The sequence below is a fragment of the Geodermatophilus marinus genome (assembly GCF_003428645.1).
Classification (GTDB): Bacteria; Actinomycetota; Actinomycetes; order Mycobacteriales; family Geodermatophilaceae; genus Geodermatophilus.
The window spans coordinates 288,057-312,074 of record NZ_QVQH01000002.1 but is presented as its reverse complement, the minus strand read 5'-3'; the positions used below and the strand labels follow the sequence as shown (position 1 = coordinate 312,074).

Here is a 24,018-nt window from a genome sequence, read left to right as displayed (position 1 = left end):
CCCCGTCTCGACCGCCATCGCCGTCGCCTCGCCCTGCGACTCAGACGAGTGCCGCGACGAGCCCGGAGGCCGAGCCCACGAGCACCGCCGCACCGAGGACGTAACCCAGGCTCACCGCGTGCTCGGCCCCGTCGCCCCGCCGGTGCGCGAGCGCCATGCGGGCCCCGACCAGCAGCACGCCCAGGACGCAGAGGGCGAGCACCGTCCAGGCCACCCAGGAGACGATCGTGACGACGCCCTCGGCGCCCGGCGGGGCGATCCCGGTGCCGGGGTCGACCACCGCGGCGATCGGGTCGGGGCGCTCGCTCATCGCATCCGTCCTCGGGTCCTTCGGATGGGGCGGGTCCACGGTGCGGTCCCGGCGGGAAGTGCGGCAATGCCCGGAATTGGGGGTGCCCCGAGCCGGCCCGCGGGAGCTGTACTCGGGAGGCGACGGGAGGGGAGGGCACCGATGTCCGCGAGGGGACGACGCCGGTCGGCAGCCGTGGCCCGGCTCGCCGCCGTCGCGGCGCTGGCCGGGTGCGCAGCCGTGCTGGCCGGGTGCGGTTCGGTGCGGACCGAACCGGTGCCCGATGCGGACCGGCCCGCCGCCACGGCGGCACCGGGCCCGGGCGACGCCGGGGCGGCGCTGCCCTCCGCGCTGCCCTCCCCCACCGACGACGCCGCCTCCGACGGCGCCGCGCTCGAGGCCGCCCGGACCGCGGTCACCGCGTTCGCCCGACCCCGGCTGGACCCGGCCACCTGGTGGGCCGGGCTCGCGCCGCTGCTCTCGCCGTCCGCGGCCGTCGCCTTCGAGGGCACGGACCCGGCCGAGGTCCCCGCGAGCGCCGTCACCGGGCCCCCGCGCGCGGCCGCCGACGACACCGCCTACCTGGCCACCGTCCTGGTGCCCACCGACACCGGGGACCTCGCCGTCCTCCTGGTGCGCGAGGGCGCCGGCGCCCCCTGGCTCGTCGAGCGGATCACCCCCGTCGGCCCGGCGCCGTCCGCCCCGTGATCCGCACCGCCGTCGCCGGCACGCTGGCCCCGGTCCTGGTCGCGGCCGGGTTGCTGACCGCCGTCCTCGTCCTGGACGCCCGGCCGGCAGGGTGCGCCCCCGCCGGCGGGTCGCTGTCGGTGACCGGGGTGCCGGGCGGGGAGGTGGCCGGCTGGTCCGGTGAGCAGCTAGCCAACGCCGCGGCGATCGTGCAGGCGGGTGCGGCGCTCGGCGTGGGCGCGCGCGGCCAGGTCGTCGGGGTGATGACCGCGATGGGCGAGTCGTCGCTCACCGTGCTGGACCACGGGGACGCCGTCGGGCCGGACAGCCGCGGGCTGTTCCAGCAGCGGGACAACGGCGCGTGGGGCAGCTACGCCGACCGCATGGACCCCGCCACCTCGGCCGCCAACTTCTTCCGGGCCCTGCTGCGGGTGGAGAACTGGGATCAGCTGCCGCCGACCATCGCCGCGCACCGCACCCAGCGCAACGCCGACCCGTGGCACTACGCCCGCTGGTGGGACGACGCGCTGGCCGTGGTCGGAGCGCTCACCGGGGGCCGGCCGGACGGGCTGGCCCCGGGCACCGGTTCGGTCTCCTGCACCGGGGCCGCACCGGTGCTCCGGGCCGTGACCGGGGGGTGGACGTCCCCGTCGGAGGGCCCGATCACCAGCGGTTTCGGCCTCCGCGACGACCCGACCGGCGACGGGACGGCGGTGCACGCGGGCCTGGATCTCGCACCCGGCTGCGACGCCCCGATCGTGGCCGCCGCCACCGGGGTCGTCGTCCGGGCCGGGGCGGCCTCCGGGTACGGCAACCTCGTCGTGGTCGACCACGGCGGCGGGGTGGTGACCCGCTACGCGCACATGGCGGACGACGGCCTGCTCGTCGTCGTGGGCCAGCCCGTGGTGGCCGGCCAGCAGGTGGCGCGGGTGGGCAGCGAGGGCGACTCGACCGGGTGCCACCTGCACTTCGAGGTGCTGCTGGACGGCGTCCCCACCGACCCCCTGGCCTTCCTCACCGATCGCGGCCTCGATCCGCGCTGACCGGCCCGGCTCCCGGAACAGCGCGGTCCCGGCCGGTGCTGCACCCGGCGTGCCCGACGCCGTCCCCACCGTCCCCTCCCCCACCCCCGCAGCGACCGCCCCGGGCCGCCTGCTGCAGGTGCGCCGGGTCTACGCCGAGCCAGCCGCGCTGACCTCGACCCGGGGCCGGGAGGTGCTGGCGCGCTTCCCGGCCGCGGAGGTCGTCGAGGTCGACTCGCACTGGCGGATCCCCGAGCTGCACGGCAACGAGGGCAACGTGGAGCGCTGGGTCCGGGTGAAGACCGAGACGCTCGTGCTCGGCGTCAAGAAGTCGCTGACCGCCCGCCCCAACGGCCGGTCGGCGGACTGGATCGCCCCGTCGACGGCCAACGGCTGCGCGATGGCCTGCGCCTACTGCTACGTGCCGCGGCAGAAGGGCTACGCCAACCCGATCACGGTCTTCACCAACATCGAGCAGATCACCGGCTACCTGCGCCGGCACGTGGCCCGGCAGGGCGTCAAGGCCGAGCCCGACCAGTGCGACCCGGTCAGCTGGGTGTACGACATCGGCGAGAACAGCGACTGCTCGGTCGACGCCCTGGTCAGCGACAACGTCGCCGACCTGGTGGCCACCTTCCGGGAGCTGCCGACGGCGAAGGCCTCGTTCGCCACCAAGTACGTCAACCGGCAGCTGCTGGACCTCGACCCGCGGGGCCGCACGCGCGTCCGGTTCTCGGTGATGCCGGACGCCGACGCCCGCGTCGTCGACGTCCGGACCAGCCGGGTGGCCGAGCGCGTCGCCGCCGTGGACGACTTCGTCGCCGCCGGCTACGAGGTCCACCTCAACCTCTCCCCCGTCATCCTCCGGGACGGCTGGGAGGCCGACTGGGCCGCGTTGCTCCGGCAGCTCGACGACGTGCTCGGCCCGGCCGCCAAGGCCCAGGCCGCCGCCGAGGTGATCATGCTGACGCACAACCGGGACCTGCACGCGGTCAACCTCGGCTGGCACCCGCGCGCCGAGGAGCTGCTGTGGCGACCGGAGCTGCAGCAGCCCAAGCGCAGCCAGAACGGCCAGTGGAACGTGCGCTACCGCAACGACGTCAAGCGGGCGGGCGTGGAACGGCTGCGGGCCCTGGTCGCGGCGCACGCCCCCTGGTTGCGCATCCGGTACGCCTTCTGACGATCGTGTGACCTCGGTGTCCGGGCACCGGGCACCGGATACGGGTGTCCCATGGCCGACACCACCCTCGACGACCGCACCCGGGCCGAGCTGGCCGCGCTGGCCCGGGAGGCCGACCTGCCCGGGCGCTCGTCCATGAACCGGGCGCAGCTGATCGAGGCGCTGCGCGACCGGGGGAACGGGGGCGGCGCCGACCCGAACGGGGACGGTGCCGGGGCCCTGGGTGACGGACCGGAGCCGCCCGAGGACGCGGCCCGCACGACCGGGGAGCGCGGCGGGCGCTCGCCGGTCTCCCGTGTGGCGGCCTTCGAGACCCTGGCGCGGGCCCGGGCGGAGGGCCAGATGGTGCTGGTCCCCCGCCAGCTCCACGGCAACGACCGGCGGATGCACGTGCGCGAGACCGTCCGCGAGGACCACCGCTTCCGCATCGACCGCAACGCCGAGGGCACGCAGGAGAAGTTCGACGTCCTCGCGGACTCGCAGTACGCCTTCTTCCGCGGCACCGCGCTGCTCTTCTACCGCGACATGGCCGGCGAGGACGCCCGGATGCCGACCGTGCTGGCCCTCGGGGACGTGCACCCGGGCAACTTCGGCGTCATGCCCAGCGCCGACAACGTGCCCATCTTCGGCGTGAACGACTTCGACGAGGCCTCCTACGCCCCCTTCACGTGGGACCTCAAGCGCGGGTCCACCGGGTTCCTGCTGGGCGCGGAGGTCCTCGGCGGCCGCGGCCCGGGGAAGGCCGAGGAGGTCGTGCGCTGCTTCGTGCGCGGCTACCTCGACGGGATGGCCACCTTCGCCCGCCGCGGCGACGAGACCGACACGCAGGTGCGCCGGGACAACGCACCGCCGCTGATCGCCGACCTGATCGCCGGGGCGGTCGCCCGGCCCCGCGCCGGGTGGCTCGCCGACAAGCACCTGAACCCGACCCGCACCGGCTTCAAGGTGAGCCGCAAATGCGTGCCGGTCACCTCGCGGGTCGAGGAGTTCCAGGAGATCGTCGACCGGTACGTGGCCGAGAACGGCATCGACGTCCCGGCCCGCGCGAACGGGATGCAGGTCAAGGACGTCGCCCGGCGGCTCGGCAAGGGCACCGCCTCGCTGGGGCTGACCCGCTACCACGTGCTCCTCGGCGGGCCGGCCGGGGACGGCACCGACGACCTGGTGCTGGAGTTCAAGCAGGCCCGCCGGTCGGCGCTGGCCGGGCTCGTCCCGCCCTCGAACTTCCGCCTCGACGGGTACGGCGGCCGGATCCGCGACGCCCAGCGGGTCCAGCTCGTCGGCGGCGACGTGTTCTTCGGCGCGGCGAGCGTCGACGGGCAGAGCTTCATGGTGCGCGAGCGGGCGCCCTACCGGGACGACCTCGACCTCGAGGACATCTCCGGCAGCGAGTGGCGGGAGTACGCGGGCATCTGCGGGCGGGTGCTGGCGCACACGCACTCGCTGTCCGACGACGCCGGTGAGGTCGACTACGACGTGGAGCCGGCGGTGCTCGAGGCCGCCGGGGAGCCGGAGCTGTTCGTCGACGACATGCTGCGCTTCGCCGGCGAGGCGGTGGACCGGCTGCGCGCCGACCACGCCGCCTTCCGCGCCGACCACGCCCTCGGGGCCTTCCAGCACCTGGAGCTCGTCTACGACTGACCCGCCCGGCGCCCGGGCCGTAGCGGCGCTCTACCGTGGCGGGCGTGGCGCGGGTGGCGGTGGTCGGGGCCGGCCTGGGCGGGCTCGCCGCGGCCGCCCGGCTCGCCGCGCAGGGCCACGCGGTCACCGTCCTGGAGCAGGCACCGCAGGTCGGCGGCAAGCTGGGCTGGTACGCCCGCGACGGCCACGGCTTCGACACCGGGCCCAGCCTGGTGACCCTGCCGCAGGTGTACCGGGACCTCTTCGCCGCCACCGGCGCAGCGCTGGAGGACGCCGTCGACCTGGTGCGCCTCGACCCCGCCGTCGCCTACCGCTTCCCCGACGGCACGCGGCTCGCCGTGCCGGGGGAGGCCGCGCGCATCCCGGCCGCCCTCGACGCCGCCCTCGGCGCGGACGCCGGGACCCAGTGGGACCGGCTGACCGCGCGCGCCGAGGCGATGTGGCGGATCACCGAGCAGCCGTTCCTCCGCTCCCCGCTGGCCGGCGCCGGCACCCTGGCGCGGCTGGCCCGCAGCCCGCGGGACGTGGCCACCGTCGCGCCGTGGCAGACCCTGCGCGGCCTGGGCGCGGAGCTGCTGGACTCCCCCGCGCTGCGCATGCTGCTGGACCGGTACGCCACCTACTCGGGGTCGGACCCGCGGCGGGCCCCGGCGGTGCTGGCCACCGTGCCGTACGTCGAGCAGCGGTTCGGCTCGTGGTACGTCCGCGGCGGGCTGCGCCGGCTGGCGCTGGCGGTCGCCGCCCGGGCGGCCGAGCGGGGGGCGGTGGTCCGCACCGGCTGCCCGGTCGAGCGGGTGCTCGTCGAGGGCGGCCGGGCGGCCGGGGTGCGGCTGGCCGGCGGCGGGGTGCTGCCGGCGGACGTCGTCGTCGCCGCCGGGGACGCCGCGGGCCTGTACGCCGACCTGCTGCCGCCGGGGCGCGCGACCCGCGGGGTGCGCCGCGACCTGGCCCGGAGCACCCCCTCCCTTTCGGGCTTCGTGCTGCTGCTGGCGCTGCGCGGCCGCACGCCCGGGCTGGCCCACCACACGGTGCTGTTCCCGGCCGACTACGACGCCGAGTTCGACGCGGTCTTCGGCGTCGGCCGGCACGCCGGTGCGCCGCGCCCCGTGCCCGACCCGACGGTCTACGTATCGGCGCCCGACGACCCCGCCACCCGGCCGGACGACGACAGCGAGTCGTGGTTCGTGCTGGTCAACGCCCCGCGGCACGACCCGGCCGGCGGGGCGGACTGGGACGCCCCCGGCCTGGCCGACCGGTACGCCGCGCGGGTGCTCGACGTGCTGGCCGCCCGCGGGCTCGACGTCCGCGGGCGGGTGCGCTGGTCGGTGGCCCGCACGCCGGCCGACCTCGAGCGGGACACCCGCAGCGTCGGCGGCTCGATCTACGGGACGTCGAGCAACGGCGCCCGGGCGGCGTTCCTGCGCCCGGCCAACGCCTCCCCCGTGCCCGGGCTGTTCCTCGTCGGCGGGTCGGCCCACCCCGGCGGCGGGCTGCCGCTGGTGACCCTGTCGGCCGAGATCGTCGCCGCGATGGTCGGCCCGGCCTGACGACCGCGGTACACCTGTCGTACACCTGTGGCGGGTACGGTAGGTGCATGACCCGGTCCCGGACCAACATCGAGCTGCCCGACCACCTCGTGGAGACGATCATGGAACGGTACGGCGTCCGGACCAAGACCGAGGCCGTGGACCTGGCGCTGCGCCACCTCGCCGGCCAGCCGATGACCCGGGAGGAGGCGCTGGCCATGCGCGGGGCCCGGGCGATCGGCACGCTGCCCGACGACTCGCCCCCGGCAGTTCGCGGGTGATCCTGGCCGACACCTCCGCCTGGGTCGAGTACGACCGGGCGACCGGCAGCCCGGTGGATCGCCGGCTGACCGCGCTCGTCGCGGCCGACGGCCCCCTCGCCGTCACCGAGCCGGTGGTGATGGAGGTGTGCGCCGGAGCGCGCGACGACCGCCGGGCCGCGGACCTGCGCCGCCTGCTGCTGCGGCACCACCTGCTGCCGGTCGACCCCGCCGCCGACTTCGACGCAGCCTCGCGCGTCTACCGCCGCTGCCGACGCGTCGGGGTGACCCCGCGCGGGATGGTCGACTGCCTCATCGCGGCCGTCGCGTGGCGCACCTCCGCGGTCCTCCTCGCCCAGGACGTCGACCTCGACCGGGTCGCGCGCGTGCTGGACCTCGAGGTGGACGCCGCCTCGCTCCGCAGTTGAGCCGTGGTCCGCGCGCGCGTGACGCCCTGATCCCGGTCGGGGACGCCGGGGGTCACCCGCGGGCGGCCCCGTAGCCGAGCAGCGCGGCCAGGCCGAGCGCGCTGCGCGGGGCGTAGGCGGCCCGCCACAGCCCGCCGTGCGCGGCGGCGAACGCCTCGTCCTCCCACGGGTGCGCGTGCGCCGGGCCGCCGCCGGTGTGCAGGTCGTGCACGAGCAGGGCCGCCATGAGCACGTTGGACGTCGCCGGCTCGAACACCTCCACGCCGAACCGGTGCGCCCCGGCGTAGGCCGCCGCCAGCGCCCGGTTGCGGACGACGGAGCGGGTGCGGGTCGGCGGCGCGACGTTCATCGACACCGTCGTCCCGGCCGCCCGGGCGACGGTGGCCCGCCAGCGCTGCAGCCGCTTGGCCAGCGCGTAGTTGGGGCCCTGCTGGGCGACCAGGCTGTCGGCGATCCCGGGCGCGCTGCCCGGCACGTAGGCCCGCTGCAGCAGCCGCCCCGCCGACAGGGTGCGCAGCGGCCGGCCGATCAGCTTGGCCGTCCGCGAGCGCGCGCCGTAGGCCCGCACCGACTGCTCCACCGCGTCGGCCGGGACGGCGAAGACGTCGGTGGGGGTCGCGAGGAAGGCCAGCGCCAGGTCCGGCCGCTCGGCCGAGAGCCGGGCGGTGAGCGCGTCGACGGCCACCGACACCCGCACGTTGGTCGCGCCGTCGGCGTACACGTAGTTGCCGAGGACCGGCCGGCCGGGCAGCCCGGCCAGCCAGCCGGCCACCGCCGGGACCTCGGTCACCAGGTCGGCGCCGGCCCGCCCGGTGAGGTCGCCGTCGCCGCCGGACGCCGGCACGAGCAGGGTGCCCGCGCCGCGGCGGGCGGTGTCGAGCACCCGCTCCCACAGCGGGCGGCGGGGCAGGTCGACCCCGGCCACCCGCGCCCCCCAGCGCAGCAGCGCGGTCAGCGGGCCCATCTCCGCGCCCGCCCCGAGGACGGCGACCGTGGTGCCGGGCACCGACAGCCACTCGGGGTGCGCCGCGACCGTCCGCACCGCCTCCGCGCAGGAGGGCTCCACGACCCCGGCGCCGACCCAGGCGTCGAGCCGGCGCAGCAGGTCGTCCCCGCGCAACCGGCCGCCGTGGAAGGGCAGCGACAGCTCCCGCTCGGGCTCGGCGGTGCCGGTGACCTCGACGGTCTGCGGCACCCGGCCGGCCGGCGCGGTGGCCAGCTCGCCCAGCCCCTGCTCGGTGCCGTCGGGCCCGGCCACCCGCATCCGCCGGTGCAGCGAGGCCAGGCCGGCGTCGGCGACGGCCAGCGCGGCCTCGCGGCTGGGCAGCCCCGCCTCGACCAGCCGGCGGAAGTGCACCAGGTACCCGGACCGCCAGTTGGTCTCCCGCTCGGCGGCCGCGGCCCCGGTCGGGTCGACCGGTCGCAGCGCGTCGGCGACCACCGACCGGCCCAGCACCGCGGTGCTGCGCCGCCCGTCCGGCCCGGCGGGGAAGACGACCCCGGTGTCCTCGCCGGTCATCGGACGGGGTCCTTCCACGGCGCGCCGGCCTCCAGCCAGCGCAGCAGGGTGCGGGCACCGAACCCGGTGCCGCCCTTGACCAGCTCGGCGTCGTCGGAGCCGGCGCGCGCCGGCCCGGCGACGTCCAGGTGCGCCCAGGGCAGGTCCCCGGCGAAGGGCCGCAGGAACAGCGCCGCCGTCGTCCCGCCGGGGTTGCCGGGGGCGTTGTTGGCGTCGGCGACGGCACTCTCCAGCAGGTCGGCGTGCTCCTCGGCCAGCGGCATCCGCCAGACCGGCTCGCCGGCGTGCGCCGCCGCGGTGGTCAGCGCGTCGGCCAGCCCGTCGCCGGTGGCGTACAGCCCCGCGGTGCGGGTGCCGAGGGCCACCTTCATCGCGCCGGTGAGCGTGGCGACGTCGACGAGCACGGTGGCGCCGAGGTGCAGCCGGGCGTGCGCCAGCGCGTCGGCGAGGACCATGCGGCCCTCGGCGTCGGTGTTGAGCACCTCGGTCGTCCGGCCGCCGACGTGCCGCACGACGTCCGAGGGCCGGTAGGAGGAGCCGGAGACGGCGTTCTCCGCGGCCGGGACGACGGCGGTGACCGCGACCGGCAGCGCGAGGCGGGCCGCGGCGTCGACCGCGGCGAGCACGGCCGCCCCGCCGGCCATGTCGGTTTTCATCTCCCGCATGCCGGCGTTCGGCTTGATCGAGATCCCGCCGGTGTCGAACGTGATGCCCTTGCCGACCAGCACGGGGGCGGCCGGCCCGGCCCCGGGCGGCCGGTAGGCGGCCACCACCAGCCGGGGCGGGGACGCCGAGCCGCCGCCGACGGCGAGCACGCCCCCGAACCCGCCGGCCCGGAGCTCGTCGGGGCCGAGCACGGTGACGGTGACGTGCGCCAGCCCGGCGAGCCGCGCGACCGCCTGGTCGGCCAGCCAGGCGGGGTCCTTGGTGCTGCTCGGGGTGTTGACCAGGTCGCGGGCCCAGGCGACCGACCGGCCGGTGACCTCGCCGGCGCGGGCCGCGGCGAGCACCGCCGGGTCGGCGCCGTCGGCGGCCACGACCGCGACGGTCGCCAGCCGGGGCGGGTGCGGCTTCGACGTCTCCCGGTACCGGTAGCCGGCCAGCAGGGCGACCTCGACGGCGGCGCGGACCTCCTCGGCCCCGGCCGGGGCGGCCGGGTCGTCGAGGGGGAGCACCAGCCGGCGGGCGCCGTGCTCGGCGAGGGTCTGCGCGCGGCGGACCGCGACGGCCGCGTAGCTGCGCAGGTCGGGCAGGGTGGCGTCGCCGACGCCCACCGCCACCACGCTGCGCGGCCGGCGGCCGGGCACCGGCAGGTTGGTGATCGTGCCCGGCTTGCCGGTGTTGCCGGTGTCGGCCAGCGCTCCGGCCAGCAGCGCGGCGTCCAGCGGCGCGCCGGGACCCGACAGCCAGGACGGCAGGACCGCCCCGGGGCCGACCGGCACCGCGAGGACGTCGTCCTCGCCGAGCGGGGGCAGGGTGGACAGGACCTCGACCCGCGGCAACGGCGCGGCCCCGGTCGCCGGGGAACCGGCGGCCGGGGCCGTGTCGTCCTGCGCGGGGCTGCCCGGGGGCAGGCTCGCGGGGGTGTTCAGCTGGTCGCGCCCTTCAGTGCCTCGGAGAGGGCCGCGGCCTCGTCGGGCGACAGCTCGACGACCAGGCGCCCGCCGCCCTCGAGCGGTACGCGCATGACCAGGCCGCGCCCCTCCTTGGTGACCTCCAGGGGACCTTCACCCGTGCGCGGCTTCATGGCCGCCATGCGTGCCTCCTTCGCAGACCACCCGCGGCCGGTCGACCGCGGTGTCGCTCTCGTCGATGTCGTGAGCTCCGCTCCCATGATCCCGTATGGGGGGTCCGTAGACCAACAGGAGGTCCCCCGCGCGGAGCCCCGCGCCGCGGCGGGTCCCCGGGAGGGGCCGGTCAGCCGGTCGCCCGGAAGCAGCCGGCGACGTGGTCGTCGACCATGCCGGTGGCCTGCATGAGGGCGTAGGCGGTCGTGGGTCCGACGAAGACGAACCCCCGCCGCTTGAGGTCGCGGGCCATCGCCGTCGACTCCGGGCTCGTCGCCGGGACCTCGGCCAGCGTCGCCGGGCGGGGGCGGGGACCGGCGGGCGCGAAGGACCACAGCAGCGCGTCGAGGCCCTCCGGGAGCTGCCGGGCGGCGCGGGCGTTGGTGACCGCCGCGCGGATCTTGGCGCGGTTGCGCACGATGCCGGCGTCGGCGAGGAGCCGGGCCTCGTCGTCCTCGGTGAAGGCCGCCACCGCGTCGATCGCGAAGCCGGCGAACGCGGCCCGGAACGCCGGGCGCTTGCGCAGGATGGTGATCCAGGACAGCCCGGACTGGAACGCCTCGAGGCAGAGCCGCTCGAACAGCGCGTCGTCGCCGTGCAGGGGCCGGCCCCACTCCTCGTCGTGGTAGGCCGCGTACTCGGGGGTGCTGTTCCCCCACGCACATCGAACGAGCTCTGCGCAGCGGGTGCGGTCGTCCACGGGCGGCAGGCTAGACCGGCCCGCCGACAGGTCGGCGCCGCTCAGGGGACGGCGGTGTCCACCGGGGGCGGGACCTCGGTGGCCGGGCGGGGCCGGCCCCGCCGCGTGGCCAGCACGCAGCCGAGCACGACGAGCGGCAGGCCGACGGCCAGGCCGAGGGTGAACGGCTCGCCGAGCAGCAGGACGCCGAGCAGGACGGCCACCGCCGGGTTCAGGAAGGTGATCACCAGCGCGCGCTGCGGCCCGACCTCCCGGATGAGCGCGAAGAACAGGGCGAGGGCGACCGCCGTGCAGAGCACCCCCAGCAGCGCGACCGAGGCCAGCGCCGGCGCCGGCGCCCGGGCGGCCTCGTCGAGCCGGGGCAGCGCGAAGGGGGCGTAGACCACGGTGGTGACCGTGAGCGCGATCGCGCCGGCGGCCACCCCGGGCACCTCCGCCAGCGCCCGGCTGACGACCAGCGGCGCCGTGGCGTAGCCGACCACGGTGAGCGCGACGGCGAGCAGGGGCAGCAGCGCCACCCGCTCGACGTCCAGGCCGAGCAGGACGGCGATGCCGACCACCCCCACCCCCATGCCGAGCAGCCGCACCGGGGTGAGCCGCTCCTCCTCCCCCGCGAGCCGGCCGGCGAGCGCGGCGACGAACGGCACGCCCGCGACCAGGAGGCCGGTCAGCGAGCTGGAGAGGGTCTGCTCGGCGTAGGAGAGCAGCAGCCACGGCCCGGTCATCTCCAGCACCGTGAACAGCAGCAGCGCCCGCCAGTGCCGCAGTGCCGGCCGCAGCTGCCCGCGGGCGACGGTCCAGGGCAGCAGGAGCGCGGCGCCGAGCAGGCACCGGCCGAAGACGACGGTCACCGGCGAGAGGTCGGTGACGGCGACCTTGATGAGCAGGTAGGGCACGCCCCAGATCACCGACATCGCGAGGAAGAGTGCCCAGCCGCGCCGGCTCACCGCTCCTCGCGCGCACCGTCGCACGCCCTCACGGGGACATCCTGCCCCGGGCTCTAGGCTGGACCGGTGTCGGGGTACGGCGGGTTCGTCGCCTTCGCGGTGGTGCTGGTCCTCGTCCCGGGGCCGGACGTCGCCGTCGTCGTGAAGAACACGCTGTCCGGCGGCCGGCAGCGGGGCGCCTGGAGCGCGGTCGGGGTGACGTCGTCCAACGCGGTGCAGGGGGTCGCGGCCGCGGCCGGGCTGGCGGCGCTGCTCGTGCGGGTCGAGCCGGTCTTCCAGACCGTCCGCTGGCTGGGCATCGCCTACCTCGCCTGGCTGGGCGTGCAGGCCCTGCGCTCGGCGGTGCGGGGGAGGTACCCGGCGCCCCCGTCCGGCGGGCCCCTGCACGGGCAGGCGCTGGCCGGCTGGCGGCAGGGGTTCCTGTCCAACATCACCAACCCCAAGGTGCTGGCGTTCTACCTCGCCGTCCTCCCGCAGTTCCTCGGTCCCGGCGCCGCCGTGGCGGTCCTCGCCGCCTTCGCGCTGACCCACGCCGTGCTGTCGCTGGCCTGGCTGCTGTTCCTCGTGGCCGGGCTGCACCGGGCGCGGGCGGTGCTGTCGCGGCGGCCGGTCCGGCGGGCGCTGGACGCGGTCACCGGGTGCGCCCTGCTCGGCTTCGGCGCGCGGCTGGCGGTCCAGCGCGCCTGATCCCGGCGCCGGCGCGGTCCCCGGGGCGCCCGGCTCAGCCGGGGTGGCGGCGGGCGAAGTCCCGGAACCGGCTGAGCGAGAGCCGGACGCCGGCGACCACGAACGGGCGGGCGAGCGGCCAGCCGAGCCGGCCGAGCCACCCGAACGGCAGGTGCAGCCGCTCGGTCCACACGAACGTCGTGCCCGCGCCGCGCGGGCGGACCTCGAAGATGCCGGGGCCGCGGATGATCCGCCCGGTGTGCTGCACGGTGACCCGGTGCGGCGGGTCCCACTCGGTGATGACCATGGTGTCGAGGACGCCGAGGTGCCGCCCGCGCCGCACGGGGACGCCGGTGCGGGCGGCCAGCCGGCCCCCGACGCCCTGGGCCGGGCCGCCGACGATCTCGACGTCGGTGAGCAGCATCCACTCGCCCTGCCGGGTCCAGTCGGTGAGCGCCGTCCACACCTGCGCGGGGGGCGCCTCCACGTCGACCGACAACTGCAGCTCAGGCATCCGCGTGCGCTCCGTCCGCCGGGGCCGGCGGCGGGACGTCGTCCGGACCGGGACCGGACGGACGACGGCGCAGCGCGGCGATCTCCTCGTCCCGCTCCTCGATCGTGCGGGCCAGCTGCTCGAGCAGCCAGTCGACCTCGGTCATCCGGTAGCCGCGCGCGGTCACCGAGATGCGCACGCCGCGGACGTCGTCGGCGGTCACCGGCCGGTCGGCGGGCAGCTCCACCGTCGAGCGGTCCGGGTCGGCCGGGGGCCGGGTCTCCCCCCGGCCGAGCAGCAGCGACCCGCCGAGGAACAGCAGGCCCCCGACGACCAGCACGCCGAGGACGAAGACGGCGAACGAGAGCACGCCGGCTCAGGCGTCGCTGGGTGCGACGTCGAGGCGGAGGCCGCGCATCCCGCCGCCGTTGTCCCCGGCCTCCCGCGCGGCCTCGGCCTCCTGGATGATCCGCACGACCTCGGCGACGTCGTCGGTGACCGTGAACAGGTCCAGGTCGCTCTCCTTGATCGTGGCCGCGGGCACCATCGTGCTGCGGATCCACTCGACCAGGCCCGACCAGTACGCCGACCCGAAGAGCACCACCGGGAAGCGGGTCACCTTCCGCGTCTGCACCAGCGTCAGCGCCTCGAACAGCTCGTCGAGGGTGCCGAACCCGCCGGGCAGGATGACGAAGGCCTGCGCGTACTTCACGAACATCGTCTTGCGGACGAAGAAGTAGCGGAACGCGATGCCGACGTCGACCCACTCGTTGAGCTCCTGCTCGAACGGCAGCTCGATGCCCAGGCCGACCGACATCCCACCGGCCTCCGAGGCGCCCCGGTTGGCCGCCTCCATGGCGCCGGGCCCGCCGCCGGTGATGACCGCGTAGCCGGCCCGGGCCAGCGCCGCGCCGATCTCCACGCCCGCCGCGTAGTGGTCGTGGTCCCGGGGGGTGCGGGCGCTGCCGAACACGCTGACCGCCCGCGGCATCTCGGCGAGCAGGCCGAAGCCCTCGACGAACTCGGACTGGATCCGGAGCACCCGCCACGGGTCGGTGTGCACCCAGTCGGTCGGGCCGCGCCGGTCGAGCAGCCGCTGGTCGGTCGTCGTCCCGGCGTCGCGCGGGTCGGGCTCACCGCCGCGCAGCATGACCGGGCCGCGGTGCCGGGTGGGGCGGGGCTTCCGCGCGTCGGCGGGCCCGGGCGTCGTCGTCATGCGTCCCCTCCGGAGAGGTAGGCGACGAGCGCGTCCTCGGCCGGCTGCAGCCGGTCGACCAGGACGTGCTCCTCGCGGGTGTGGGCGAGCTGGGGGTCACCCGGGCCGTAGTTGACCGCGGGGATGCCGAAGGCGGCGAAGCGGGCCACGTCGGTCCAGCCGAGCTTGGCCCGGGGCGGGCGGCCGACCGCGGCGACGAAGGCCGCGGCGGCCGGCTCGCCCAGGCCGGGGAGCGCGCCGCCGGCGTTGTCCACCACGGTGAGCGTGGCGCCGGTGGCGAGGGCGTCGGCGAGGACCTCGCGGACGTAGGCCTCGGCGGCGTCCTCGTCGCGGTCCGGGGCGTAGCGGAAGTTCACCTGGACCCGGCAGAGATCGGGGATGACGTTGCCCGCCACCCCGCCCTCGATGCCGACCGCGTTGAGCCCCTCGCGGTAGGTGCAGCCGTCGATGTCCACCGTGCGCGCCTCGTGGGCCGCCAGTGTGGTCAGGACGCCGGCCGCACCGTGGATCGCGTTCTCCCCGAGCCAGGAGCGCGCGCTGTGCGCCCGCCGGCCCGGCACCTCGAGGACGGCCCGCAGCGTGCCCTGGCAGCCTGCCTCGACCTCGCCGTCGGTCGGCTCGAGCAGGACCGCGAGGTCGCCGTACAGCCAGCCGCGGTGCTCCCGGGCCACCCGGCCGAGGCCGTTGAGGGCCGAGTCGACCTCCTCGTTGTCGTAGAAGACGAACGTGAGGTCGTGGGCCGGCTGCGCGCCCGGGACGCCGAAGCGCCCGGCCAGCCGCAGCATCACCGCGTCGCCGGCCTTCATGTCGCTGGTGCCGCAACCGTAGAGCCGGCCGCCGGCCTCGTCGAGCCGGCTGGGGAGGTTGTCGGCGACGGGCACGGTGTCGAGGTGCCCGGCGAGCACCACCCGGGTGGGCCGGCCCAGGTCGGTGCGGGCCAGCACCGCGTTGCCGACCCGCTCGACCTCCAGCCCGCCGAGCCGGCGGAGGGCCGCCTCGACCGCGTCGGCCAGGGGCCCCTCGTCGCCGGAGACGGAGTGCTGGTCCACCAGCGCCCGGGTGAGCGTCAGCACGTCGGCAGAGAGGTCGAGCCCCGGCGAGTCGGTCACGGCTGCCGAGCCTACGGGCGACGGCCGGGTGCCCCTCGCGAGCCCGGGGCCGGTTCGCCGGACGGTCACCTGCCGTCCACCGGCGGTCCGGGCGCGGGATCCGGGCGCGGGGTCCGGGTGCGGGGTCCGGGTGCGGTCCGGGGTGCGTGGCCGGGCTGGGTAGCGTCGGGGCGTGACTGCCGCCGCCCCGCTCTCCGCCGTCGCCGCCGGCCTGGCCACCGTGACGCCCTCCGGCACGGTGCTCGACACCTGGTACCCCGAGCCCCGCCTCGGCGCGCCCGAGGGTGCGGCCCCGGGGACCACCCGTCTGGGCGCGCTCGAGCTCGCCGGTGAGCTCGGCCCCGACTACGGCGGCCTGGTCCGGCGCGACGAGGCCCGCGGGGTCGAGGTCGTCGGCGTCCGCACCGTCGTCCCGGACCTCTCCGCCCCGCCCGCGGACACCCACGACGTCTGGTTGCGCCTGCACCTCCTGTCGCACCGGCTCGTCCGGCCGCACGGGGCGGACATGACCGGCGTGTTCGGGCTGCTGACGAACGTCGCGTGGACCAGCGCCGGGCCGGTGGAGGCCGCCACCTTCAACCCGCACCGGCTGCGGGCCGCCTACGGGCAGGTCACCGTGCACGGCGTGGACAAGTTCCCGCGGATGGTCGACTACGTCATCCCGTCGGGGGTGCGGGTCGCCGACGGCAGCCGGGTGCGGCTCGGGGCCCACCTCGCCGAGGGGACGACGGTCATGCACGAGGGCTTCGTCAACTACAACGCCGGCACGCTCGGCCCGTCGATGGTGGAGGGCCGGATCAGCGCCGGCGTGGTCGTCGGCGCCGACAGCGACATCGGCGGTGGCGCGTCGATCATGGGGACCCTCTCCGGCGGCGGCAAGGCGATCGTCTCGATCGGCTCGGGCTGCCTGCTGGGCGCCAACGCCGGCATCGGCATCTCCCTCGGCGACCGGTGCGTCGTGGAAGCCGGCTGCTACGTCACCGCCGGGGCGCGGGTCTCGCTGCCCGACGGCTCGACGGTCAAGGCCGCCGAGCTCTCCGGCCGGGACGGGCTGCTGTTCCGCCGCAACAGCGTCACCGGCGCGCTGGAGGCACTCCCGCGGGACGGCGACTGGGGCGCGCTGAACGCCGAGCTGCACGCCAACTGACCCACCGCCCGGGCGCGCGCCCTCGTCGTCCTCGCGCCCCGGTCGTCCTCGCGCCCCGGTCGTCCTCGCGCCGCGCGCGCCTCCTCGACCCCGGGCGTTCCCGCGGGAACGCCGCACAGTCAGGCTCTCCGTCCGGTCACCGGCCAGGGCTGCTGGGACCTGGACGACGCGGGGACGTTCCCGCGGGAACGTGCCGGGGCGGTTGACCTGCGGTTCCTGTCGGAGGCGCCGCGTACGGTCCGAACATGCGTACGACGACGGGCGAGGCGGCCCGGGTGGCGGAGCTGGGGGCGGCGATCACCGCCGGGGCGGTGCGGCTGGCCGCGGCGAGTGCGGCGTGGCTGGGGCTGGTGGCCGAGTTCGACGCCCGCGCGGGCCGGGCCGGGCCGGGGCTGCGCTCCTGCGCGCACTGGCTGTCCTGGCAGTGCGGCCTGTCCCCCGGCGCCGCCCGCGAGCAGGTGCGGGTGGCCCGGGCGCTGCGCGGCCTGCCGCGCATCCAGGTCGCGTTCGGCGCCGGGCGGCTGTCGTACGCCAAGGTGCGCGCGCTGACCCGCATCGCCACGCCCGACTGCGAGGCCGAGCTGCTCGAGTTCGCGCTGGCGGCCACCGCCTCGCAGACCGAGCGGTTCTGCCGCACCTGGCGCCGTGTCGACGACCAGGCCGCCGAGCAGGACAGCGGGCGCCGCGCCGAGCCGGAGGTGGTGTTCGACTACCGCACCGAGGACGACGGCACCTTCACCCTGCGGGTGCGCGGCCCGGCCGCCCAGGGCGCTCCACTGATGGCCGCGATCGACTCCCTGGCCGAGCGCGCCGCCCGCCGCGACCGCGCCCAGGCCACCCGCGCCCGCGCCGCGCACGAGCAGACCCGCGCCGCCGGCGGCACCGTCGACGCCGACCTGGTGGCCCGCTGCGCCGGGGAGGAGACCGACGCCGGGCTGGCCCGGGCGCGCACCGCCGCCCGCCGGCTGGCCGCCCTGGCCGCCCTGGCCGAGGCCCGCCCGGCGCTGGACCGCCGCCCCGGCGACCCGCCGCGCCGGGAGGTCGTCATCCACGTCGACGCCGCGGTGCTCGCCGAGGACACCGCCGCCGGCCGCGCCTACCTGGAGGGCGGCCCGGCGGTCACCGGCGCCCAGGCCCGCCGGGTGCTGTGCGAGGCCAGCGCGGTCGCGATGCTCGCCGCCGGCCGCGAGCCGCTGGCCGTGGGCCGGCGCCGGCGGCGGGCCACGAAGGCGCAGCGCCGCGCGCTGCTGCGCCGCGACGGCGGGTGCGCCCGCCCCGGCTGCCCCGAGACCCGCATCGAACGGCTGCACGCCCACCACCTGCGGCACTGGCTCTTCGGCGGGCGCACCGACCTGCCCAACCTGGTGCTGCTGTGCGACACCGACCACGGCCTGGTCCACGACCTGGACCTGACCACGACCCGCCGCGACGGCCGGCTGGTCGTCACCACCCCCGACGGCCGCCGGGTCTGGGGCGGCGCCGACGGCGCCTTCACCGGTGGCCTGGCCGGCCTCGACCGGCTCCCGGCCACCGCCCCCGGCCTCGCCGGCGTCCCGCCCCTGGACACCAGCACAGCCCGCCGACCCACCGACGCCCCGGCACTCGGCGCCGAGCACGACATCGCCCCCGGCGCCCGGCCTTCCACAGCCCGGCTGCTCCCCCGCCGCCCAACCGGCACCCACCCGACCGCACGCCCCGGGCGCCGGACCAGCGAGGCCCGCCGCGCGGCCGCACCCGGCCGGCGCCCCGCCGGCCGCCGCGGGCAGCGCGGCACCACCACCGCCCGCAGCACCACCACCCCGACCAGCCCGGCCCGCGTGAGTCGGCGGATCGACCGAGCCCTGTTCCCCGACGGCGCCCCCGACCTGCCGGCCACCCTGCAGGACCACCACGACCCCCTCGACCTGCGCTACGCCATCGGCGTCCTCATGACCCACCGCGACCTCACCCGCCGCCTCGCCGTCGAGACCGGCACCCCGATGCCCGGCTGAGCCGTTCCCGCGGGAACGGCGGCGCAGCGGGGGGACCTGCCGGCGGGCACCGGCCGCGTTCCGCGCGGCTCCCCCGCCGCCGCGGGCGTCTAGGCTCGGCGCACCCCGTGGAACCGGCCGGAGGAGACGGCATGGCGGCGCTGCAGCACAAGATCCTGCTGGACGAGTCCCAGCTGCCGACGCAGTGGTACAACGTCGTCCCCGACCTGCCCGAACCGCCGCCCCCGCCGCTGCACCCCGGGACCCTGCAGCCGGTCGGCCCGGACGACCTGGCCCCGCTGTTCCCGGAGGCCCTCATCGCCCAGGAGGTCACCGGCGAGCGGTACGTCGACATCCCCGGCGAGGTGCTCGACGTGTACCGGCTCTGGCGACCCGCGCCGCTGTACCGGGCGCACCGCCTCGAGAAGGCGCTCGGCACGCCGGCGCGCATCTACTACAAGTACGAGGGCGTCTCGCCCGCCGGCTCGCACAAGCCGAACACGGCCGTGCCGCAGGCCTTCTACAACGCGCAGGCCGGGATCCGGAAGCTGACCACCGAGACCGGCGCCGGCCAGTGGGGCACCGCCCTGGCCTTCGCCGGTGCCCTGTTCGACCTCGACGTGGAGATCTGGCAGGTCGGCGCCTCCTACGACCAGAAGCCCTACCGGCGGACGATGATGGAGGTCTTCGGGGCCCGGGTGCACCGCTCCCCGTCGGACCTGACCGACGCCGGGCGGGGGATCCGGGCCGAGGACCCGCAGCACCCGGGGTCGCTCGGCATCGCGATCAGCGAGGCCGTGGAGGTGGCCGCCGCGGACCCGGGCACCCGGTACGCCCTCGGCAGCGTCCTCAACCACGTGCTGCTGCACCAGACGGTCATCGGCGAGGAGGCCCTTCTGCAGCTGGCCGCCGTCGAGGAGAAGCCCGACGTCGTCGTGGGCTGCACCGGCGGCGGCTCGAACTTCGGCGGGCTGGTCTTCCCCATCCTGCGGGAGAAGCTGGCCGGGCGGATGTCGCCGACGATCCGCGCCGTCGAGCCGGCGTCCTGCCCGTCGCTCACCCGCGGCGTCTACGCGTACGACTTCGGCGACACCGCCGGCATGACCCCGCTCATGAAGATGCACACCCTCGGCCACGACTTCGTGCCCGACCCCATCCACGCCGGGGGGCTCCGGTACCACGGGATGTCACCGCTGCTGTCCCACGTGCACGAGCTGGGCCTGCTGGAGGCGCTGGCCCTGCCGCAGACGGAGTGCTTCGCGGCCGCCGTGCAGTTCGCCCGGACCGAGGGCATCGTGCCGGCCCCGGAGCCGACCCACGCGCTGGCCGCCTGCATCCGCGAGGCGCTGGCCTGCCGGGAATCGGGCGAGGAGAAGGTGATCCTGACGGCGCTGTGCGGGCACGGTCACCTCGACCTCGGGGCCTACGACGCCTACCTGTCCGGCCGCATGGCCGACGAGGCCGTGACCGACGAACGGCTGGCGCCCGCGCTGGCCGGCCTGCCCCCGGTGCCCGCCGGCTCCTGAGGAGCCCGGCCCGGGACGCCCGGGAGCGGGGGTCAGCCCACGTCCCCCGGCCCCGGCGTCTCCGGGGTGTTCGAGGGCACCAGCGCCGGCCGGTCCAGGTGCTCGAGCAGGGCGACGGTGAACTCCTGCGGGCGCTCCACGTGCGGCGAGTGCCCGACCCCGGGCAGCACGACCTCGCGGTAGGCCCCGCCGGTGGCGGCGTACCGGTCGAGCACCGCCCGGGTCTGGGTCACCATCGGCTGCGGCGGGCAGACGTGCTCCCCCGGCCAGCCGGGAACGGCGCCCAGCACCCCCAGCTGCGCCAGGTCGAACACCGACGCGTCCGAGACGATGGCGTCGGCGTCCCCGCGGATCCAGAGCACCGGGGGCTTGCCGGCCAGGTCGACGATCCCCGAGACGTCGAACACCGTGGGCGCCATCGTGTTGAGCACCCCGCGGGTGCCCGGCGCCAGGCCAGGCCAGGTGCTCGCGGGCCGGCTGTCCCCGGGGTAGTGGTCCTCGCCGGTGCGCGTCGAGAGCATCGCCGCGACGAAGACGTCCTCCAGCCGCGGGTCGAGCGGCAGCGACCCCGGCGCCACGTAGAACGCGCGCAGGATCGAGCGCGGGCTGGTCGGTGCCGCGTCACCGGTGTCCCCGGCCGCCAGCGCCGCCACGAAGTCGGGGTTGGCCGCACCGCCGCCGGAGCCGGCGCCGTCCTCCGACAGCCGCCGCCCCTCCGGGCCGGCGGTGCCGCCGAAGCCGTACGGCGAGACCGGGGCGACCAGCGCGACCGACGCCACCCGCTCCGGCGCGTCGAGCAGGTGCTGGAGGACGACGCCGGCGCCCATGCTCCAGCCGACCAGGTGCACCCGGTCCAGCCCCAGGGTGTCGACGAGCGCGCCGAGGTCGTCGGCCCAGTCCCGGACCCCGCGGTTGGCGTCCACCGGCAGCGGGTCGGTGTCGCCGTAGCCGCGCAGGTCGACCGCGAGCGGCCGGGCCCGCCCCACCTCGGCGACCGCCAGCATCGTGGGCTGCCAGAACAGCGCCGAGCTGACGTTGCCGTGCACGAACAGGACGGTCTCCCCCGGCCCGGCCGGGTCGACGCCGTCGGGGTGCAGCACGTTCTGGGTCAGGCGCGGGGTGGTCACCCGCGTGGCGGTGATGCCGGGCAGCAGGACGTCGGCCATGGGTCTCCTCGCAGGCGGTGGCGGCGACACCGTAGCGAGCGACACCTCCCCCGCGACACCGCTGGAAGCGCAGCCCGGCCGCCTACAGTCGGCCGGGTGAGCGCACGAGGCGGCAGCGCGACGGCGGTCCGCCGGACCCCGGGTGCCCGGAGCCGCAGCGGCACCGCCGCCCGGGGTCCGGCGCGGAGGCCGTCCCGGGGGTCGTCGCGCCGGCCGGCCCGCGGGCGCCGTCCGGCGCGGCGTGACCTGGCCGGCTGGGCCTGGGTGGGCGTGGTCGTCCTCGTGGTCGTCCTCCTCGCCCTCTCCGCGCGGGCCGCCCGCGACGACGTGCCGATGGCGACGGCGGAGTGCACCCTGCCCGCGACCGGGATGCGGCTCAGCGGCGAGCAGGTCGGCAACGCCCGCACCATCGCGCAGGTCGGCTTCGACCGCGGCCTCCCCCACCGGGCGGTGGTCGTCGCCCTCGCCACGGCCATGCAGGAGTCCAGCCTGCGCAACCTCCCGTACGGCGACCGCGACTCCCTCGGCCTGTTCCAGCAGCGCCCCTCGCAGGGCTGGGGGACGCCGGAGCAGGTGCAGGACCCGGTGTACGCCGCCGGCATCTTCTACGACCGCCTGGTGGAGGTCCCGGGCTGGGAGGGCCGCCGGGTCACCGACGCCGCCCAGATCGTCCAGCGCTCGGCCTTCCCCGAGGCCTACGAGCGCTGGGCCACGATGGCCGAGGAGCTCACCGCGGCGCTCGCCGGCGGGGACCGCGGCTGCCCGTGACCTCCCTGCGCTGACCGCCCCGTCGCCGGAGGTCCCGGCTCAGGGGACGGGGCCGGCCAGCACGCGGGCCAGGGCGAGCAGGTCCGGGTCACCGCGGCCGGTGTCCCGCGCGCCCCACACCAGACCGACCGCCGCGCTCACGAACCCCCACGCGCGGGCCCGGTCCGGCGGCACCCCGAGCCCCACCGCGAGCAGCGCCACCCGCTCGTCGACCAGGCCGGCCAGGCCGGGCAGCGCCGCCCACGGCCGCGGCGGGTTGTGCAGCGCCGTCCCGGCGTCCAGCGCCGGCTCGCCCCACACGCCGTGCGGGTCGACGGCGACCCACCCGTCGCCGTCGCGCAGCACGTTGGCGCCGTGCAGGTCGCCGTGGCAGAGCACGGCGGGCGCCGCGGTGCCGAGCAGGTGCTCGAGCAGGTCCGCCGCCCGGGCGGTCAGATCGGCCGGCACCAGGGGTGAGCCGGCCCGCAGCAGCGGCACCCGCCGCCGGCTGTCCGGCGCGCCGGGTGGCCGGGCCGCGCCCGAGCGGTGCAGCCGCCGCGCGACCGCGGCCAGCAGGGGCAGCGCATCGGCGTCGGGGAAGCCGGACAGGTCGGTGCCGGGGACGGCGGCGGCCAGCAGCAGCGCCGTCCCCTCCGCGTCGGCGGCCACGTCGAGCAGCCGGACCGCACCCCGGCCGCCCCAGGCGGCCAGCGCCGCCGCCTCCCCGGCGAGGGTGGGGTCGCCGGCGGCCCCCGCCTTCACCACCACCGCGGTCCCGTCCGCACGCCGGGCCGGCGCCACGAACCGGCCGCTGGTCGGGAACGGCCGCCCGAGCCGCAGCCCCCAGCGGGCCGCCGCCCGGGCGCCCACGGCGGCGGGGGTCACCCCGCCAGGCGCTCCGCGGCCGCGGCGACCCGCTCGTCGGTGGCGGTCAGCGCCAGCCGCACGTGCCGGGCACCGGCCGGGCCGTAGAAGGAGCCCGGCGCGGCGACGATCCCCCGCCCGGCCAGCCAGTCGATGGTCGCCCAGCAGTCCTCGTCGCGGGTGACCCAGAGGTACAGCCCGGCCTCGGAGTGGTCGATGCCCGCCCCGGCGGCCCGGACGGCGGCCGCCAGCCGCTCGCGGCGGGCCCGGTAGCGCTCGCGCTGCGCCTCGACGTGGGTGTCGTCGGCGAGCCCGGCGGTCATCGCCGCCTGCACCGGGCCGGGCACCAGCAGGCCCAGGTGCCGGCGGACCTCCCAGACCCGCCGGACCAGCGCCGGGTCACCGGACAGCAGCCCGGCGCGGTACCCGGCCGCGGTGGACTGCTTGGACAGCGAGTGCACCGCCAGCAGGCCGGTGTGGTCGTCGCCGGACACGGCCGGGTGCAGCACCGACCGGGGCTCGACGTCCCAGCCCAGGGTCACGTAGCACTCGTCGGCGACGACCGGGACGCCGTGGGCCCGGCCCCAGGCCACCCAGGCCCGCAGCTGCTCGTCGGGGAGCACCCGGCCGTGCGGGTTGCCCGGGGAGTTGAGCCAGACGAGGACGACGCCGGCCGCGTCGTCCGGCGGGGTGTCGGTGCGGCGGACGGCGAGCCCGGCCAGCACCGCGCCCACCTCGTAGGTCGGGTAGGCGACCTCGGGCACGAGCACGGTGCCGGCGCCGCGCAGCCCCAGGAGGGTGGGCAGCAGGGCGACCAGCTCCTTGGAGCCGACGGTCGGGATGACCGACGGGTCGGCGCCCAGCGGGTCGGCCAGGCGGACGCCGAGGCGCCGCTGCAGCCACCCGGCCGCGGCGCGGCGCAGGTCGGCGGTGCCCAGCGCGGTCGGGTAGCCGGGGGCGTCGGCGGCGCCGGCCAGCGCGTCCTGGAGCACCGCCGGGGTGTCGTCGACCGGCGTCCCGATGGACAGGTCGACGACACCGCCCGGGTGCCCGGCCGCCTTGGCCCGGGCGCCGGCGAGGGAGTCCCAGGGGAAGTCGGGCAGCCGGCCGGCCGCCGTCCCCGCAGCG

25 protein-coding genes are annotated in these 24,018 nt (G+C 77.4%); 12 read left to right on the top strand and 13 right to left on the bottom strand.

Annotation, left to right across the window (positions count from 1 at the left end; all coding sequences use genetic code 11):
- Nucleotides 1-40: 40 nt before the first annotated feature.
- Nucleotides 41-310 (bottom strand): hypothetical protein, encoded by a 270-nt coding sequence (locus D0Z06_RS03875; protein ID WP_117376030.1) that lies wholly within the window; start codon nucleotides 308-310, stop codon nucleotides 41-43.
- A 174-nt stretch (nucleotides 311-484) separates the two neighbouring features.
- Between D0Z06_RS03875 and D0Z06_RS03870 the strand changes: the two genes are divergently transcribed.
- Genes D0Z06_RS03870 through vapC form a run of 7 tightly spaced genes read left to right on the top strand, consistent with a single transcriptional unit; the run spans nucleotide 485 to nucleotide 7,033 of the window.
- Nucleotides 485-997: a hypothetical protein gene (locus D0Z06_RS03870; RefSeq protein ID WP_117376029.1), complete on the top strand. Its 513-nt coding sequence runs from the start codon at nucleotides 485-487 to the stop codon at nucleotides 995-997.
- A complete protein-coding gene (locus D0Z06_RS03865) occupies nucleotides 994-2,019 on the top strand; it encodes a M23 family metallopeptidase (protein WP_117376028.1) in 1,026 nt (341 codons plus the stop codon). The genes D0Z06_RS03870 and D0Z06_RS03865 overlap by 4 nt, the downstream gene beginning before the upstream one ends.
- A 49-nt stretch (nucleotides 2,020-2,068) precedes the next feature.
- On the top strand, nucleotides 2,069-3,178 hold the full coding sequence (locus D0Z06_RS03860; RefSeq protein WP_199522110.1) for a spore photoproduct lyase family protein: 1,110 nt from the start codon (nucleotides 2,069-2,071) through the stop codon (nucleotides 3,176-3,178).
- Between the two features lie 51 nt (nucleotides 3,179-3,229).
- Nucleotides 3,230-4,819 carry a DUF2252 domain-containing protein gene (locus D0Z06_RS03855; protein WP_233517428.1) on the top strand — a complete coding sequence of 530 codons (1,590 nt, stop codon included), beginning with the start codon at nucleotides 3,230-3,232 and terminating at the stop codon, nucleotides 4,817-4,819.
- Nucleotides 4,820-4,863: 44 nt separating this feature from the next.
- The gene (locus D0Z06_RS03850; protein WP_117376026.1) at nucleotides 4,864-6,366 is read left to right on the top strand and encodes a phytoene desaturase family protein; all 1,503 of its coding nucleotides are present in this window, start codon (nucleotides 4,864-4,866) and stop codon (nucleotides 6,364-6,366) included.
- 47 nt (nucleotides 6,367-6,413) lie between these two features.
- Complete coding sequence (locus tag D0Z06_RS03845) at nucleotides 6,414-6,626, top strand: type II toxin-antitoxin system VapB family antitoxin (RefSeq protein WP_117376025.1); 213 nt, start codon at nucleotides 6,414-6,416, stop codon at nucleotides 6,624-6,626.
- Nucleotides 6,623-7,033, top strand: a complete 411-nt coding sequence (vapC, locus tag D0Z06_RS03840; protein ID WP_117376024.1) for a type II toxin-antitoxin system VapC family toxin — start codon at nucleotides 6,623-6,625, stop codon at nucleotides 7,031-7,033. Before D0Z06_RS03845 ends, vapC begins: the two co-directional genes overlap by 4 nt.
- Before the next feature lie 52 nt (nucleotides 7,034-7,085).
- On the opposite strand, the gene D0Z06_RS03835 is transcribed toward vapC, so the two are convergent.
- From D0Z06_RS03835 to D0Z06_RS03815, 5 genes are all read right to left on the bottom strand, one after another.
- Nucleotides 7,086-8,552, bottom strand: coding sequence for a hypothetical protein (locus D0Z06_RS03835; RefSeq protein WP_117376023.1), 1,467 nt, complete (start codon nucleotides 8,550-8,552; stop codon nucleotides 7,086-7,088).
- Entirely contained in the window at nucleotides 8,549-10,054 is a 1,506-nt protein-coding gene (locus D0Z06_RS03830) for a leucyl aminopeptidase family protein (protein WP_117376022.1), read from the bottom strand. The genes D0Z06_RS03835 and D0Z06_RS03830 overlap by 4 nt, the downstream gene beginning before the upstream one ends.
- 86 nt (nucleotides 10,055-10,140) lie before the next feature.
- Nucleotides 10,141-10,308: a DUF3117 domain-containing protein gene (locus D0Z06_RS03825; protein ID WP_012947303.1), complete on the bottom strand. Its 168-nt coding sequence runs from the start codon at nucleotides 10,306-10,308 to the stop codon at nucleotides 10,141-10,143.
- Between the two features lie 161 nt (nucleotides 10,309-10,469).
- A complete protein-coding gene (locus tag D0Z06_RS03820) occupies nucleotides 10,470-11,039 on the bottom strand; it encodes a DNA-3-methyladenine glycosylase I (protein ID WP_304999744.1) in 570 nt (189 codons plus the stop codon).
- A gap of 41 nt (nucleotides 11,040-11,080) precedes the next feature.
- Complete coding sequence (locus D0Z06_RS03815) at nucleotides 11,081-11,986, bottom strand: DMT family transporter (RefSeq protein ID WP_117376021.1); 906 nt, start codon at nucleotides 11,984-11,986, stop codon at nucleotides 11,081-11,083.
- Between the two features lie 66 nt (nucleotides 11,987-12,052).
- On the opposite strand from D0Z06_RS03815, the gene D0Z06_RS03810 reads away from it, so the two are divergent.
- On the top strand, nucleotides 12,053-12,673 hold the full coding sequence (locus D0Z06_RS03810) for a LysE family translocator (protein ID WP_117376020.1): 621 nt from the start codon (nucleotides 12,053-12,055) through the stop codon (nucleotides 12,671-12,673).
- Nucleotides 12,674-12,707: 34 nt separating this feature from the next.
- On the opposite strand, the gene D0Z06_RS03805 is transcribed toward D0Z06_RS03810, so the two are convergent.
- From D0Z06_RS03805 to dapE, 4 genes are read right to left on the bottom strand one after another with little or no spacing between them, the layout of a single operon-like run.
- Nucleotides 12,708-13,166: an SRPBCC family protein gene (locus D0Z06_RS03805; protein WP_117376019.1), complete on the bottom strand. Its 459-nt coding sequence runs from the start codon at nucleotides 13,164-13,166 to the stop codon at nucleotides 12,708-12,710.
- Nucleotides 13,159-13,515 carry a DivIVA domain-containing protein gene (locus tag D0Z06_RS03800; RefSeq protein ID WP_117376018.1) on the bottom strand — a complete coding sequence of 119 codons (357 nt, stop codon included), beginning with the start codon at nucleotides 13,513-13,515 and terminating at the stop codon, nucleotides 13,159-13,161. Before D0Z06_RS03800 ends, D0Z06_RS03805 begins: the two co-directional genes overlap by 8 nt.
- A gap of 6 nt (nucleotides 13,516-13,521) precedes the next feature.
- Nucleotides 13,522-14,361, bottom strand: coding sequence for an LOG family protein (locus D0Z06_RS03795; protein ID WP_117376017.1), 840 nt, complete (start codon nucleotides 14,359-14,361; stop codon nucleotides 13,522-13,524).
- Nucleotides 14,358-15,470, bottom strand: a complete 1,113-nt coding sequence (dapE, locus tag D0Z06_RS03790) for a succinyl-diaminopimelate desuccinylase (RefSeq protein ID WP_117376016.1) — start codon at nucleotides 15,468-15,470, stop codon at nucleotides 14,358-14,360. Before dapE ends, D0Z06_RS03795 begins: the two co-directional genes overlap by 4 nt.
- A gap of 172 nt (nucleotides 15,471-15,642) precedes the next feature.
- On the opposite strand from dapE, the gene dapD reads away from it, so the two are divergent.
- The 3 genes from dapD to D0Z06_RS03775 all read left to right on the top strand — a co-directional run bounded on the left by dapD (nucleotide 15,643) and on the right by D0Z06_RS03775 (nucleotide 20,113).
- Nucleotides 15,643-16,617 (top strand): 2,3,4,5-tetrahydropyridine-2,6-dicarboxylate N-succinyltransferase, encoded by a 975-nt coding sequence (gene dapD / locus D0Z06_RS03785; RefSeq protein ID WP_117376015.1) that lies wholly within the window; start codon nucleotides 15,643-15,645, stop codon nucleotides 16,615-16,617.
- Nucleotides 16,618-16,862: 245 nt separating this feature from the next.
- Nucleotides 16,863-18,608: an HNH endonuclease signature motif containing protein gene (locus D0Z06_RS03780; protein WP_233517427.1), complete on the top strand. Its 1,746-nt coding sequence runs from the start codon at nucleotides 16,863-16,865 to the stop codon at nucleotides 18,606-18,608.
- A gap of 131 nt (nucleotides 18,609-18,739) precedes the next feature.
- Nucleotides 18,740-20,113, top strand: a complete 1,374-nt coding sequence (locus D0Z06_RS03775; RefSeq protein WP_117376014.1) for a TrpB-like pyridoxal phosphate-dependent enzyme — start codon at nucleotides 18,740-18,742, stop codon at nucleotides 20,111-20,113.
- Between the two features lie 32 nt (nucleotides 20,114-20,145).
- Here the strand turns inward: D0Z06_RS03775 and D0Z06_RS03770 are convergent, their stop codons facing one another.
- On the bottom strand, nucleotides 20,146-21,279 hold the full coding sequence (locus tag D0Z06_RS03770; protein WP_117376013.1) for an alpha/beta fold hydrolase: 1,134 nt from the start codon (nucleotides 21,277-21,279) through the stop codon (nucleotides 20,146-20,148).
- Nucleotides 21,280-21,375: 96 nt separating this feature from the next.
- Between D0Z06_RS03770 and D0Z06_RS03765 the strand changes: the two genes are divergently transcribed.
- Nucleotides 21,376-22,047 (top strand): hypothetical protein, encoded by a 672-nt coding sequence (locus D0Z06_RS03765; protein WP_147331974.1) that lies wholly within the window; start codon nucleotides 21,376-21,378, stop codon nucleotides 22,045-22,047.
- Between the two features lie 39 nt (nucleotides 22,048-22,086).
- Here the strand turns inward: D0Z06_RS03765 and D0Z06_RS03760 are convergent, their stop codons facing one another.
- Both D0Z06_RS03760 and dapC read right to left on the bottom strand, forming a co-directional pair.
- Entirely contained in the window at nucleotides 22,087-22,911 is an 825-nt protein-coding gene (locus D0Z06_RS03760) for an aminoglycoside phosphotransferase family protein (protein WP_117376011.1), read from the bottom strand.
- Nucleotides 22,908-23,993 (bottom strand): succinyldiaminopimelate transaminase, encoded by a 1,086-nt coding sequence (dapC, locus tag D0Z06_RS03755; RefSeq protein WP_304999745.1) that lies wholly within the window; start codon nucleotides 23,991-23,993, stop codon nucleotides 22,908-22,910. Before dapC ends, D0Z06_RS03760 begins: the two co-directional genes overlap by 4 nt.
- Nucleotides 23,994-24,018 lie beyond the last annotated feature (25 nt).